The organism is Sphingobacterium litopenaei, assembly GCF_014692495.1.
Classification (GTDB): domain Bacteria; phylum Bacteroidota; class Bacteroidia; order Sphingobacteriales; family Sphingobacteriaceae; genus Sphingobacterium; species Sphingobacterium litopenaei.
This window is the reverse complement of the sequence record NZ_JACOIJ010000012.1, coordinates 15,497-30,624: the sequence shown is the minus strand read 5'-3', so window position 1 is coordinate 30,624 and position 15,128 is coordinate 15,497. Positions and strand designations below refer to the sequence as shown.

Sequence of the window (15,128 nt, the reverse complement as noted above, 5' to 3'; positions counted from 1 at the left end):
TTTATTGATTTCATTAAATTTTAAAGCATCTTTTGTACAGCTTCTACTTCATCACATAGTTTATTCTTAATCGAATCATCTATATACTTCAATCTATTAAGCAGTTCTAATTGTGTCTCCAATTCATACGCCGAACCGTTTGCCATTCCCAAAAACTGAATAAATTCACCTTTTGTGTTTCGTCCTGCACCTTCAGCAATGTTAGAACAAATTGAAACAGCACATCTTCTAATTTGGCTTAAAAGACCAAACTTTTCCGTGATAGGTAGGTTTTCAGTACTCAGATATACTGAGGTGGCTAAATCCATAGCCTTTTGCCAAACAACCAATTCGCGAAACTTATGCATACTCAATTCTCACTACTTAATACTCAATACTCCAAGACTAATTCCTCAAAGGCTTACCCTTAGTTAACATATGCTGTATACGCTCTAATGTTTTGCGTTCGGCACATAATTCTAAGAAAGCTTTGCGTTCTAAGTCGAGTAAGTATTGTTCCGAAACTTCCGTTGGTGCAGAGAGGTCGCCCCCACACATTACATAACCTAGTTTTTCGGATATTTTCTTGTCGTGATCTGAAATGTATTTACCAGCACGCATTGAGTCAGCTCCCACATAAACAATTCCCAAACCTTGGTTACCTAATACTTTGATATCCGTACGTGGAATCGGCTGTACATAACCCGCATCTGCCAATTCAATCGCTTTTGCTTTTGCGTCTGCTAATAAACGTGAACGATTCATCGTAATCGCATGTTTACCTTTTTGCAAATAACCTAACTCGAAAGCTTCTACAGCCGAAGTTGACACTTTCGCTTGACCAATAGTCAAGAATCGATCTTTTAACGTATTTTGTACAATCTGATCATCTTTGTATTCATCCGAAGCGCGTAAAGCAAATTCTTTCGAACCGCCACCGCCGGGAATTACACCAACCCCAAATTCAACTAAACCCATATACGTTTCCGCGTGTAACTGCACAAAATCAGCGTGCATAGAGAACTCACAACCACCACCTAAAGTTAATTGAAATGGAGCTGCAACTACAGGAATTGATGAATACCGAAGACGCATCGCTGTATTTTGGAACATACGAACCGCCATATTCAACTCATCGTAATCTTGTTCTACCGCCATCATAAATATCATCCCGATATTCGCTCCTGCGGAGAAATTTTTACCATCATTGGAAATCACCAATCCACGATATTCTTTTTCCGCTAGATCAATTGCTTTGTTAATACCCTGAATCACATCACCACCAATAGTATTCATCTTGGTATGGAATTCACAGTTAATGATTCCATCACCCAGATCAATAATGGAAACACCCGAATTTTTCCAAATCGTTTTAGAATCACGAATATGGTCTAATACAATTAATTCTTCCGTCCCCGGAATTGGTTTATACGATTTGCTTGCTATATCATAATAATGGCGAACACCATTTTCTACCTTATAAAAACTTTCAGCACCTGAGGCTAACATATCATGCACCCACTGTGCTACTTCACCCGTTTGACCTGGAAGGCGCTTTTCTTCTGCTTGAATTTTAGCTAAAGTTTCACGTACACCTAATGCATCCCAAACTTCAAATGGGCCTATTTCCCAGCCGAAACCTGCACGCATGGCATCATCAATACGGAAAAAGTCATCCGTAATTTCAGGAACACGCTTAGAAACATATTCAAACAATGGATAGTGCATCGCGCGGAAAAGCGTAGCCGCTTTGTCTGTTCCTTGCTCATATACTTTCATACGCTTGCGAATATCTTCAACCAATTTAGTCGCTTCTAGTGTTGAAGATTTCACTTTTTGCTGCGAGCCAAATTCCAAAGTTTTTAAGTTCAAAGACAAAATTTCAGAACTACCATCCGTAGCTTTTACCTTTTCATAAAAACCTTTTTTCGTTTTTTCTCCCAGCCATTTATTTTCCACCATTTTGGTAATGTAAGCAGGCAATTTGAAAACACCTTTGGCTTCATCATTTGGTGCATTCTGATCCACCCCATTCGCTACATTGACTAAAGTATCTAAACCTACAACATCCGCTGTACGGAAAGTAGCAGATTTTGGATGTCCCATAGCTGGACCTGTGTATTTATCGACTTCTTCGACTGTTAAATCCAATTGATCAACCAAATGTGTCAAAGCTAACATCGAATACACACCTATCCTATTACCTATAAATGCTGGTGTATCCTTGCATAATACCACCGTTTTACCCAACATCTTATCGCCAAACTCCATTAGGAAATCGACTACCTCTTTCTTGGTATCTGCAGTTGGAATAATCTCTAGCAATTGCAGATATCGCGGAGGATTAAAAAAGTGTGTACCACAAAAATGAGCCTTAAAGTCTTCTGAACGTCCTTCATTCATCATATGAATAGGAATACCCGAAGTGTTTGAAGTGATCAGGGTACCTTGCTTGCGATATTTTTCTACCTGATCAAACACTGATTTCTTTATATCTAATCGTTCGACTACTACTTCGATAATCCAGTCTACTTGTGAAATTTTGGACATATCATCCTCAAAATTCCCAGTTTGTATTCGCTTAGCGAAGGATTTGCTAAATAGAGGCGCTGGATTAGATTTAATGGCAGTCTCGAGTGAGGTATTGACGATACGATTGCGTACCGCAGCACTTTCGAGTGTCAGCCCTTTTGCTTCTTCGGCGGGTAGTAATTCTCTCGGAGCAATATCCAAGAGCAACACTTCTACACCAATATTAGCAAAGTGGCATGCGATACGTGAGCCCATCACCCCCGAACCTAACACAGCTACTTTTTTAATACTTCTCTTCATAAGTTTATATAGTTATCATTTTTCTTCTAATGTGACTTGCGGCTCGTACTTATTTGCCAAATCATTTATTTTAACAAGCATATTCGCCAGAAGTTGTCTTTCTTTTTCTGAGAATTCTGCATCTAAAAATTCATTGAAGCCTTTTACAACATCTTTTGCTATTTTTCTTTTTTCAACCCCTAATGGCGTTAAAAATACTTTCACAGAACGTTTATCTACATCGCTTGCTTCACGGTAGATAAATCCTAAACTCTCCAAATTCGCCAGTACACGAGACAATGAAGTTGTCTTCACACCTGTAGAATTTGCAATCTGTGACACAGGAGTTCCTTCTCTATGGATATTAATCAAAATATATCCTGCGGCCTGTGTAAACCCATACTGTGTAGCTATTGTATTGTACTTATTTGCTACAGTTTGCCATGCGGCTTTCAAAAAATAGTCAATCGTTTTGTTCTGGCTCATAGTCGATTTGGATAAATGGTACACCTAAGTTTATTATGCAAGCATAACAAATCTATACATTAGAATTCAATAATTCAAGAATAAAGTTGCATTTTTAATAAAAAAGTGTCTGAAAAGAATCAAGCACTTAATTGGTTAATGATATAATTATAGTAAATTTCAAATGTGGAAAACTTTTAAACACTGATTATCTATAATTTACGCCAAATATATAATAGGTTATAAACATAATCAATACGCATTCTGTTAATAATCCATTAACTTTGCAAAAACAAACACAAAACTATGGCACTAGTAAATATTCCTCGACTAGACTTGCAACATTATACGCAAGGTACAGCCGAACAGCGCGCTCAATTTGTACAAGATATTGGTAAAGCTTTCAATGAAACGGGTTTCGTTACCATTGCAAATCATGGACTTAGCCCAGAATTAATTGATGAGCTTTATAAAGTTGTGAAAGAATTCTTTGATCTTCCACAAGAAATAAAGGATCAATACGAATACCCAGAATTGGCTGGTCAACGTGGCTACACGAGCAAAGGAAGAGAAAAAGCGAAAGACGCTAAGGTACCAGATTTAAAAGAATTCTGGCAAAGAGGACAAACTATTGTTGGTGAAGAGTATTCCAAAGCTGATTTTCCAGACAATCCACAAGTGGCAGAATTACCTCGTTTTAACGAAATCACTGCCGAGATTTATAAAAAATTAGAAGATGCAGGACGCAATTTACTAAAAGCGATTGCTTCATACCTAGATTTAGAAGAAGATTACTTTGAAAAATTTGTTATCAACGGTAATTCTATTCTAAGAGCTATTCACTATTTCCCAATTGAAGATCCTGATGCACTTGCTCCAGATGCTGTACGTGCTGGCGCGCACGAGGACATCAACTTGATTACATTATTAATTGGTGCTAGTGCCGATGGTTTGGAAGTCTTGACTAAAGATGGAGATTGGTTCCCTATCAAAGCTAAAGGAGAAGACATCGTAATCAATGTGGGAGATATGTTACAACGCTTAACAAACAATAAGTTGAAATCAACAACGCATAGAGTGGTTAACCCTCCTCGTGAATTGATGAAAACTTCACGTTATTCAATCCCATTCTTCTTACATCCTAAAGCAAGCATGAGCTTAGCTTGTTTGGATTCATGTATTTCTGAAGAATATCCAAAAGCTTATGAAGATTACACAGCTGGTCAATACTTAGACGAAAGATTAAGAGAAATTGGCTTGAAAATGTAACAAAGACAAGAGCGGCAATCCTAAGATTACCGCTCTTATTATTTTATATGCTATCTCGAACACTTTTTGGAAGAGATTTCACCACTAATTCATAACTGTGATCTATCAATTCCTGGAGTTGCTTATCATGCAGTTCTCTCCCGATATAAACCGTATTCCAATGTTTTTTATTCATGTGGTAGCCCGGTATTACGGTCTGCTCATATTTTTCTCTTAGTTCTACGGCATATTCTGGATCACATTTTACATTGAAGCTCAAATCTTGAACTTGATCAAGACCAACTAACAAAAATATTTTACCACCAATTTTAAAAACTAGCGTATCAGGTCCAAAAGGCATTTCTTCTGTCACCGAAGGCGCTAGACCTAAACAATATTCTCTTAGCTCTTCAATATGCATTGATTTTAAGATTGTTGTACTAAAGATAATAATTTTACAATATCATTTTGTATTTCAACACCTTTATCCGCGTTGTACCATTTTTGAAGCAATTCTTTTATCCCATCGAATTCTAGGCCTTCGGATTTCCATTGTAAAAATACCTCTTGCAACTTTTCGGGACGAGGACCCCAAACAGCAATATCTTCATTCTTCTCATTTCTGATAACTAATTTTGGAATTGACTTACCTCCATTCGTTAAATAATTATCAATCAAAAACGGCTCTTCATCACGCAAATGAATTTCAACTTTGATATTTGGATTAATTTCCGCGATATTAATCAACTGAGGTACGGAATGTGCCGCATCGCCACACCATGGCTCTGTAATAATAATCCAAGTTTGCGGTTCTTTTATCGCTGCAATCACCGCTTTAGTATCGTCTGATGGCTCGAATTTATTCAACCAACGGTTGGTTCTTGACCAATTTAGTTTTGCATAATTATAATAGTTCGGATCTTGATAAACAGGATATTTCTCAGGATGTAAAATGATTTGTTCGAAATAATTTAAGTAATCTTCAAAGTTCATATAGCTATGTAATTTTATAATCTCCGCAAAAGTACCTCATTATTAATAAATTTTTGTCATTATATTGTTGCATCTCGATTAAACCTTTTACAACTCTTTATATCTAATTTTGGCAACCAAGAACCATTGTGAATGAAAAGTACTTTTTTATTTTTTTTAGGAATATTAATTTCAAACCTTGCCTTAGCGCAATCCAATTTAAACGGACGGATTCTCGACAAGGCAGATAATACACCACTTACCAACGCTACGATAATTTTATTAAATCAAGATTCTATTTTAAAATATCATACGCGAGCAAATGAAAACGGAAATTTCGAGTTCAAGAAAATTAATCAAGAGGATTACATACTAATTGTATCCTACCCCCAATTCGAATTGTATTCCCAACCCGTCAAACTGAATAAGAATACCACTTTAGAAAATATTCTTTTGAGCTCTCAAGCCAACCTGATAGAAGAAGTGGTGGTAACTGGAAAAATCCCGATCCGTATTAAAGGAGATACCATAGAATATGATGCTGGAAGTTTCGAAACTGAAAAAAATGCCAAGCTAGAAGATTTATTAAGAAGACTTCCGGGGCTAACTGTTTCAGGTGATGGAGCAATTACAGCACATGGCAAATCTGTTTCCAAAGTATTAATTGATGGCGAGGAATTTTTCGGATACGATCCTAAAATTGCCATTCGTAATATTCGTGCGGACGCAGTAGATAAAGTACAAGTTTATGAACGTAAATCCGAGCAAGCTGAATTGACAGGTATTGACGATGGACAACGTTTCCAAACGGTCAATGTCCTTCTTAAAGAAGAAGCTCGTGTAGGAATTTTCGGCAATGTCGAAGGTCATGTGGGCACCGAAGAGTTGTATACGGCAAATCTTTTTGCTGCCAAATTCAACCGAACTGAACGGATTGGTATCACAGCCAACACCAATAATATGGGCGCTTCCTCTGGTGGTCGTGAAGGAAGCCTTCGCATGAATAGCCAGATTACAGGTGAGCCAAAAAACACTTCAGTGGGCGCGAACTACGAAAATCAACTTTTTAATAAAAAGGTAAATGTCAACGCGAATTATAACTTCAATGATGCCAGCAATAGAAATGAGCGTGAGAGTTATAATAAAGAAATAGTTTCAGCGGATAAAATCCAAGAAACAAACAGTACATCCAACAACGAAAATGCGAATCAGTCCCACAATATACGATCACAATTTAGATGGAGAATTGATTCGACTTCCAATATGGAGGTGCATGTAAATGCAAACAAATCCCAAAATACAGGATTTAGTGGCTCCAAAAGCCTTATGCTTAATAATGAAACCGATTCTGTTCGAGATTACAATAGCACAAATAGTAATTTTGGAGATGACCTCTCGAACGAAATTCGCATTAATTACCGCAAACGCTTAAATAAGAATGGTCGTTCAATAAACTTGAATCTAAACAATGAAATAAGTCAATCAAATCAAGAAAGCGATGTTTTTCAACGCACTTACTTGTATGAGACTAATAGAGAAACTATTGTCGATCAGAATCGTTTTACGGACAATAACAGAAATAATTTTTCTACGCAGCTTCAATTCTCTGACAGAATAACGCAACAATTACATTTTACTTTAGGCTATAATTTTGGCTACAACAACAACACGAATAAAGTTGATGCATTTAATAATACAGCTACAGGCAGAACACTAGATGAACAATATTCACAAAACTTAATAAACAAAACCAGCAACCAAAGCGTAGTAGCGAACTTAAATTACAATGCAGAGAAATTTAATTTTTCCTTATCCAATAGGACAAATTATAGGGATCAATCGCTAAATGATTCTTACCATGATATCGATTTGGACAGAACGTTTTGGGATAATGATTTAAATATTAATGGTAATTACAAAATATCAAACCGTAAGAACATTAATGCTTCCTATCAAAATAACTTTGATGTACCGTCATTCTCTCAATTGCAACCTACACAGCCACAAACTTCGCCTATTTTTGTGCAAGAAGGTAATCCGAATTTGAAACGCGCTGTAAACAACAGTTTCAGATTGAATTATAATACTATGAGTTTATTAAAAGGCACCAGTTGGAACATTAATTCATCCATAGCTTTTAAAAATAACCCAATTGTAAATAAACGTACGGTAACGGATACTTTGACTACTAGCACTTATGTGAATGTAATGGGCAAAACAAGTTGGAATGCAAGCTTGAATACAAACTATGGCAAACCTATCTTTGATCGCAAAGTACAATTCAACATTTTCTCTGGAGCTAACTATACGAATGGCTTTACTTACACCAGATATTCTCAGGATGGTTCAAGAGACAATCAAGGTCAATATGAATTAAATAACACCCAAAATGCTTCCATCCTTACAGGATTCAGCTTCAATGAACAAGATTCTAAAGGTTTGGATTACGACTTCAATTGGCGCGTAAATGCTAATAACCAACGAAACAGCCTTCAGCAGGATTTAAATTACACCAATTTGAGTACAGGAGGTAGCGCCTTCTTAAAATATTTTTTACCAAAACAATTTAATATTACGACACATATTAATTACAGCATAGAAGGTCCAACAAAATTGTACAAAGAAAGTATTCAACAATTTTATACCAATGTAGAATTGAGTAAAAAGCTATTAAAAAATCAAAGTTTAGTAGCTAGCATAAAAGCATTTGATATTTTCAAAACCTACAATACGACGAATAGAAATGTATCGGACACACAATTTTCGGAATCTACTCAACTTATGTTGACGCGATATGTATTATTTGGATTGAAATGGGATTTTAACAAAAATTTAGGAAAGAAAAGCAATGACTAAAATTATAACAACGCTCATATTACTATTAAGCATCTCATACACCCAAGCACAATACGCCTATTTTGGCACCAGAGGAAAAATTGCTTTTGATAAAGTAACCTTTACCAAAGCACGCATGCGTAGTATGACACAAAATGTTGATCCATCAATGATGATGAGATTCGGTGGCGGTGGTGGTGGATTCAGCTTGGATAATATGCCAGAATCAACCACTCAAAAGATGCTTCTTTATTTTGATGAAAACAGTACCGTTTTGACAATAGATCCTTTTGCTGAAGAAAGTAGTGCTTCAAATAATTCGGGAAACAGAATGAATATAAGAGGTGGAGCTGGTGGTGGTGCCAGAGGAGGAAATTTTGGTGGAGGTCGTGGAGGTGCTATGCAGATGAATGTAGTAGGTGGTGCTCCTCGCGGAAGGGTCAACAATAATTCAAAAGTATTTTATCAAGATCTAAAAAAAGGAACTAGCAATGTACAATTGGAAATTGACGAAAAATATATTATTTCGGACAGCTTAAACAATATCACTTGGCGATTCACAGACGAGTATAGAGAAATTGCAGGTTTTGAATGTAGACGTGTCAATGGATCTACTCCGGATTCATTATACTTAGTAGCCTTTTACACGGACCAAATTCCTGTATCAGCAGGACCTGCCTTGAGTAGTGGATTACCAGGAATGATATTAGGTTTGGCTATTCCAGAAATGCATATTCAGTATTGGGCAACAAAAGTAGATTATACCAATGATACCACTCCTAACGATTGGAAAGACAAAAAGGCAAGTGCGATAACGTTGGACGATTTTGTCAAAAGTTTTGGCAGAATTTTTCAACGTGGACGTGACAGTAATACGGCAAGAAGACAGATTCAAGAACAATTAATTTACTAATCGAAGACAATTTGTCACATGAATGTGGCATTTTTAAGACATTTTGTGATATTATATTACATTTTTGAGGCAGAATAGTTGTTGGCACAAGGGTTGTTATATACTTATCAAATTTTAAAATTAGTAAAAAACAATATTCATAATATGTCTAAAATAATAGGAATCGACTTAGGAACTACGAACTCATGTGTTGCTGTAATGGAGGGTAACGAGCCAGTAGTAATTGCTAACAACGAAGGTAAACGTACTACTCCTTCTATCGTAGCATTTGTAGATGGTGGTGAACGTAAAGTAGGTGATCCTGCAAAACGTCAAGCAATCACTAACCCACACAAAACGATTTATTCTATCAAACGTTTCATGGGTACTTCTTTTGACGAAGCTCAAAAAGAAATCTCACATGTTCCATACAAAGTAGTAAAAGGTGACAACAATACTCCTCGTGTGGAGATTGATGACCGTAAATATACACCTCAAGAAATCTCAGCTATGACGCTTCAGAAAATGAAGAAAACTGCTGAAGATTATTTAGGTCAAGAAGTAACTCGTGCGGTAATCACTGTGCCTGCTTACTTTAACGATGCGCAACGTCAGGCAACGAAAGAAGCTGGTGAAATCGCAGGTTTGAAAGTAGAACGTATTATCAACGAACCTACTGCTGCTGCCTTAGCTTACGGTCTTGACAAAGCAAACAAAGATATGAAAATCGTAGTGTTCGACTGTGGTGGTGGTACACATGACGTTTCTGTTCTTGAATTAGGAGACGGTGTATTCGAAGTAAAATCAACTGACGGTGATACGCACTTGGGTGGTGATGACTTTGATAATACAATCATTAACTGGTTGAACGATGAGTTCAAAGCAGAAAACAATGGTTTCGATTTGAAAAATGACGCTATGGCGTTACAACGTTTGAAAGAAGCTGCTGAAAAAGCTAAAATCGAACTTTCAAGCACTACTTCAACAGAAATCAACTTACCATACATTACTGCTGATGCTACAGGTCCTAAACACTTAGTACGTACATTATCTCGTGCTAAATTTGAGACTTTAGTAGCTGATTTAGTAAAACGTACTATCGACCCTTGTCGTACAGCATTGAAAAATGCGGGTTACAGCACTTCGGATATCGATGAAATTATCTTAGTAGGTGGTTCTACTCGTATCCCTGCTATCGTAGAAGCAGTAAAAGAATTCTTCGGTAAAGAGCCTTCAAAAGGTGTTAACCCTGACGAAGTTGTTGCTTTAGGTGCTGCTATCCAAGGTGGTGTATTGACAGGTGAAGTAAAAGATGTATTGTTATTAGACGTTACTCCACTTTCTTTAGGTATCGAAACTATGGGTGGTGTATTCACTAAATTGATCGAAGCGAATACAACTATTCCTACTAAGAAATCAGAAGTATTCTCTACAGCATCTGACAACCAACCTTCAGTAGAAATTCACGTATTGCAAGGTGAACGTCCAATGGCCTCACAAAACCGTACTTTAGGTCGTTTCCAATTGGCGGATATTCCTCCTGCCCCTCGCGGTATTCCTCAAATCGAAGTTATCTTTGATATTGATGCAAATGGTATCATCAAAGTATCTGCTAAAGATAAAGCTACTGGTAAAGAGCAAAATATCCGTATCGAAGCTTCTTCAGGTTTATCAGACGAAGAAATTCAAAAAATGAAACAAGAAGCAGAAGCGAATGCTGAAGCGGATAAAAAATTAAAAGAAGAAGCAGATAAAATCAATGCTGCTGATGCATTAGTATTCTCAACTGAAAAACAATTGAAAGAATACGGTGATAAAATCTCAGCGGACAAAAAAGCGCCTATCGAAGCTGGTTTAGAGAAATTAAAAGCAGCTTACGCAGCTCGTAATTTCGCTGACATCGATACGGCTTCTGCAGAATTACAAAATGCTTGGAATGCTGCTTCTGAAGAAATGTACGCTGCTTCACAACAAGGTGGTGCACAACCACAAGGTGATGCTGGTCAATCTCAATCAGACAACCAAGGTGGTGACGATGTACAAGATGTAGAATTCGAAGAGGTTAAATAATCCTCACCTATAATACATAAAAATCCCCTCAGAAATTCTGAGGGGATTTTTTATTCGATTAGCAAATAAATCTCAAAAATCAGGCTTCAACCTTTAACATGAAGGTACTATCATTTAAAGCCAATTTAACACCAATCTCATCAAATTGAATTGAAAATTCGCCTTCTATATTCCTAGCGATTTCAACAACTTTTATATCGCACAGAGATTCCTGAACATAATTTACAGCTGTAATTAATAAAACAGTTGCAATAATAATGCGTCCTAAACGTCCAAAAAGAGGATAAAAGTTCATATGGTTTGGTTTATTCCCCAAATATAATTCATAAAACCTTTATAATTAAAATATTAGAGATAAAACTCTTGTTACATTATGACAAATATTTTTTACAAAATGTAATAAATATCTTACTTTCCATACCCATACCACCTTAATATCCCTTTATCGAAAACCGTCCAAATTCCTGAAGGAAGATTTGCTTTTTTCAAAGCATTATTGGTCCAGGTATTGCACGAATAAAGCATACTATATGAGCCTAAAGCTTCATAGAAGGCATCTGTATTTCCATATTGTGCGGTAGTCTGAATTAAAATCGGCTCTTTATCATCTTTCGTTTCCAAACTTTCTAATACATAGTGCATAAGAATTTTGTATTGCTCTTCATCAATTTCAATTTTATAACAAAGATTATTTTCTATCATTTCAGGATGATAGGTCACATGTAATGCCGTCTCCCCTATTCCCACCATAGCCACAAAAGCCGTTTTGAAAGTTAAATCCTTCCATTCAGGCGTATTCAAATAAAAACCTTTATCACCCCAACCTAATCCTACCCAAGCATAATTTGTTTCCTTACTTTTGTTATTCTCTGTGGGAAATATAGTTCTCCAATCCACGATATCTGTTTGTACGGGTAAAACAAGATCTGTATGCACATCATTCGACAGCAAATAAATAGTATACTTAGTTTGTGAATCTGAAATTTCTTTCTTCAAAGCTGGAATTCTAGACAAAATCGCATCCAATGCAAAATACAATAGAATAAAGAGAAGAAGCGCAGCAATGAAATACAGCAACATTTTGATAAATCTCATAATTTAAGTCATAAAAAAAGTGCAAAATAAAAATTTTGCACTTCATATATTTATTATCTAATAAACATCAATAGTCTAGAAAAGTTTTTCAGGATATGCACCTTGTGCCACTAAAGCAGAGATACTCTCTTGTACAATTGGCTTATCTTCGGGATAAGTAACTCCAAACCATTTAGATGAAGTAGGAATCACTTTGAAATCTGCCATTCCATGTTTTACCATATAATCTGGAATAGAAGGAATAAAGAATTCAGCTTTAGGATTTTCCGCATTTTCTTCCACGAAAGCCGGGAATAAATCTAAACACACATCAAAAACTTTAGGTGTAAAACCCCAAAAATTCATGGATACGCGCGTTTGCGGGTCCAATTCATATTCTACGTCATTTTCATTGAATACGATTTTACGACCAGCACCTTCACCTTTATAATAGATATTTGTACGTTCTGTTACCGAGGCCATATTACCCGCTGCACTTACTTCACAAACACCACGCGATACATAACCATAGTCAGACATTGTGTTACCTACAGCAAAACCCATCAGCGCCATATGTTTATCTGTGACTTCTTCATTTAAGAATTTTGCCATTTTGATGAAAGAATCCGTACCATAGAAATCATCCGCATTGATAACACAAAAAGCCCCTTCAACCTTATCTTTAGCGCTCATAACCGCATGTGCAGTTCCCCATGGTTTTGAACGTTCAATAACGCGATCTACACCGAATTTAGTCAAATCGAAATCCTGAAAAGCATAATCAACTTCGATTTTTCCTTCAAGTTTAGCATCAAATTTAGAACGCATTACGTCCTCAAATTCTTTACGTATTATAAATACTACTTTTCCAAATCCTGCTTGGATAGCATCATAAATCGAATAATCGACTATCGTTTCACCGTGAGGACCAAATTCATCAACTTGCTTTAAAGATCCATAACGACTTGCCATCCCTGCTGCAAGAACTAATAAAGTAGGTTTTCCCATATTGCTTTAGTAAATAATTAATTTTTCGCAAATATACTATTTCTTTTTTAAGAAAGCATTCAATATTCCAGTTGCAATTTTACCTAATAATTTGACACCTTCGCGTGCTAATGTACGGCTGGCTTGCGTTTGAGCTGCCTCTAATGGTGTTTGTCTTCTTGAAGAAGTAGCTCGCGGTTTTTGTGCTTGTTTTGCCGCTTCTTGACTTGCCTTTTCTTTAGCAGCCAACTGTTCATCCAGAGCCTCTTTCTCCTCGATAATTTCGGCTGCTGATCTTCTTTCTATTCTTTCTTGATATTTCTGAAAGAAATCGGATTGTTTGATCACTTGATCGTAAGTCTGTCCCGAACATGGTCCCATCACTGCTCTTGCTGGCACGAGGTGAGTAGCGACTACTTCTGTAGGAATACCTTTGTCATTTAAAACGGTGACCAATGCCTGCCCTGTTCCTAAGGAGGTAAGCACCTTATCTATCTCATAGAATTGAGAAGTAGGATATGTTTTTACGGTTTTTCTTAGATTCTCAGCATCATTTGGCGTAAAAGCACGTAAAGCATGCTGCACTCTATTCCCCAACTGGCTCAATACACTTTCGGAAACGTCGGTCGCAGCCTGCGTACAAAAAAATACACCAACACCTTTGGAACGAATCAATCGAATAATCTGCTCAATCTGCGATAAAAAAGCCTTAGAAGCTCCATTAAACAATAAATGTGCTTCATCCAAAAAGAAAACCAATTTAGGTTTATCCAAATCTCCTACTTCGGGCAGCTTTTTGAATAACTGCGCTAGTAAGCTCAACAAAAATGTAGAATATAATAAAGGTTGGTCCTGAATATCCGAAATATTCAATAAAGTGATAACACCCTTTCCATCTACTTTTCCAAATAAATCCTGAATTTCAAATTCCTTTTCTCCAAAAATATGTGACACACCTTGCTGTTCTATAGCTACTATTTTTCGTAGTATTGCACCTGAACTTGCTGAACTTATTTTGCCATAATCATCCTTTATTTCTGCTGCGCCCGCTCCTTCGGATAAATAGGACAACAGTTTCTTTAAGTCATTAAAATCGACTAAAGGCATAGTTTTGTCTTGTGCATATTTAAATATTACACTCAGAACGCCTGTTTGTGTATCATTTAAATCTAAAATCCTAGCCAGCATGACAGGTCCAAAATCTTCGACAGTCAATCGCATCGATGCGCCCAACTTACCTGTCAAAGAAAATATTTCGATAGGAAAACTAGAAGGCACAAAAGGAATACCTACAGCGTTGCCTCTTTCAATCAATGCATCATTTGTTTTTCCTTCTTCTGCTAACCCAGACAAATCTCCTTTGACATCCAACATGAATACAGGAACCCCCTTGTCAGAGAGCTGCTCTGCTATCAATTGTAAGGTTCTGGTTTTTCCAGTACCTGTAGCACCTGCGATGAGTCCATGGCGATTCATCATTTTGAGTGCTAAATTCACTTTGGCGTCAGTGACAACTTCACCGTTCAAAATACCTGAACCTAATTGTATAAATTCACCTTTGGGTTGATAGGAAGTTGTTATCTTTTCGATGAAGTTTTGTTTCATATGCTTTGTCTTAGTATTATTTAAAGTAAATATACAAAATAGGTTATATCATTTTTAAAGATGAACAAATCATTAGAATTAAATTATTAAAAAATCAATTATTTAAAATTTTATAATGTTTTTGTCACAATTTCACAACAAAATTCTATTTCCTCTTGTTAATTTGGCTATAAAAGTTATTTTTGTGTCA

Annotated in this window: 13 protein-coding genes; 4 read left to right on the top strand and 9 right to left on the bottom strand. The window is 36.4% G+C overall.

Annotated elements, in window-relative coordinates; genetic code table 11:
* Window positions 1-20: 20 nt before the first annotated feature.
* Genes H8B04_RS08085 through H8B04_RS08075 form a run of 3 tightly spaced genes read right to left on the bottom strand, consistent with a single transcriptional unit; the run spans window position 21 to window position 3,276 of the window.
* Entirely contained in the window at window positions 21-347 is a 327-nt protein-coding gene (locus tag H8B04_RS08085) for a four helix bundle protein (protein ID WP_190302022.1), read from the bottom strand.
* Window positions 348-384: 37 nt separating this feature from the next.
* The gene (locus H8B04_RS08080) at window positions 385-2,811 is read right to left on the bottom strand and encodes a 3-hydroxyacyl-CoA dehydrogenase/enoyl-CoA hydratase family protein (RefSeq protein WP_190302021.1); all 2,427 of its coding nucleotides are present in this window, start codon (window positions 2,809-2,811) and stop codon (window positions 385-387) included.
* A 15-nt stretch (window positions 2,812-2,826) separates the two neighbouring features.
* Window positions 2,827-3,276 (bottom strand): MarR family winged helix-turn-helix transcriptional regulator, encoded by a 450-nt coding sequence (locus tag H8B04_RS08075; protein ID WP_190302020.1) that lies wholly within the window; start codon window positions 3,274-3,276, stop codon window positions 2,827-2,829.
* Between the two features lie 285 nt (window positions 3,277-3,561).
* On the opposite strand from H8B04_RS08075, the gene H8B04_RS08070 reads away from it, so the two are divergent.
* Window positions 3,562-4,524, top strand: coding sequence for an isopenicillin N synthase family dioxygenase (locus H8B04_RS08070; RefSeq protein ID WP_165290545.1), 963 nt, complete (start codon window positions 3,562-3,564; stop codon window positions 4,522-4,524).
* Window positions 4,525-4,567: 43 nt separating this feature from the next.
* Here H8B04_RS08070 and H8B04_RS08065 read toward each other — a convergent pair whose 3' ends face one another.
* Entirely contained in the window at window positions 4,568-4,924 is a 357-nt protein-coding gene (locus tag H8B04_RS08065) for an MmcQ/YjbR family DNA-binding protein (RefSeq protein ID WP_165290544.1), read from the bottom strand.
* A gap of 5 nt (window positions 4,925-4,929) precedes the next feature.
* Window positions 4,930-5,496, bottom strand: coding sequence for a thioredoxin family protein (locus H8B04_RS08060; protein WP_165290543.1), 567 nt, complete (start codon window positions 5,494-5,496; stop codon window positions 4,930-4,932).
* Window positions 5,497-5,628: 132 nt separating this feature from the next.
* Between H8B04_RS08060 and H8B04_RS08055 the strand changes: the two genes are divergently transcribed.
* The 3 genes from H8B04_RS08055 to dnaK all read left to right on the top strand — a co-directional run bounded on the left by H8B04_RS08055 (window position 5,629) and on the right by dnaK (window position 11,272).
* Window positions 5,629-8,331 carry a TonB-dependent receptor gene (locus tag H8B04_RS08055; protein WP_190302019.1) on the top strand — a complete coding sequence of 901 codons (2,703 nt, stop codon included), beginning with the start codon at window positions 5,629-5,631 and terminating at the stop codon, window positions 8,329-8,331.
* Window positions 8,324-9,223 carry a GLPGLI family protein gene (locus tag H8B04_RS08050; protein WP_223815330.1) on the top strand — a complete coding sequence of 300 codons (900 nt, stop codon included), beginning with the start codon at window positions 8,324-8,326 and terminating at the stop codon, window positions 9,221-9,223. Before H8B04_RS08055 ends, H8B04_RS08050 begins: the two co-directional genes overlap by 8 nt.
* Before the next feature lie 144 nt (window positions 9,224-9,367).
* Window positions 9,368-11,272: a molecular chaperone DnaK gene (gene dnaK, locus H8B04_RS08045; RefSeq protein WP_165290541.1), complete on the top strand. Its 1,905-nt coding sequence runs from the start codon at window positions 9,368-9,370 to the stop codon at window positions 11,270-11,272.
* 79 nt (window positions 11,273-11,351) lie between these two features.
* Here dnaK and H8B04_RS08040 read toward each other — a convergent pair whose 3' ends face one another.
* The 4 genes from H8B04_RS08040 to H8B04_RS08025 all read right to left on the bottom strand — a co-directional run bounded on the left by H8B04_RS08040 (window position 11,352) and on the right by H8B04_RS08025 (window position 14,938).
* Complete coding sequence (locus H8B04_RS08040; protein ID WP_165290540.1) at window positions 11,352-11,567, bottom strand: hypothetical protein; 216 nt, start codon at window positions 11,565-11,567, stop codon at window positions 11,352-11,354.
* Window positions 11,568-11,680: 113 nt separating this feature from the next.
* Complete coding sequence (locus H8B04_RS08035) at window positions 11,681-12,367, bottom strand: TIGR02117 family protein (protein WP_190302018.1); 687 nt, start codon at window positions 12,365-12,367, stop codon at window positions 11,681-11,683.
* 75 nt (window positions 12,368-12,442) lie between these two features.
* Entirely contained in the window at window positions 12,443-13,354 is a 912-nt protein-coding gene (locus tag H8B04_RS08030) for a nucleotidyltransferase family protein (protein ID WP_190302017.1), read from the bottom strand.
* A gap of 36 nt (window positions 13,355-13,390) precedes the next feature.
* Window positions 13,391-14,938: a helicase HerA-like domain-containing protein gene (locus H8B04_RS08025; protein ID WP_165290537.1), complete on the bottom strand. Its 1,548-nt coding sequence runs from the start codon at window positions 14,936-14,938 to the stop codon at window positions 13,391-13,393.
* Window positions 14,939-15,128: the final 190 nt, after the last annotated feature.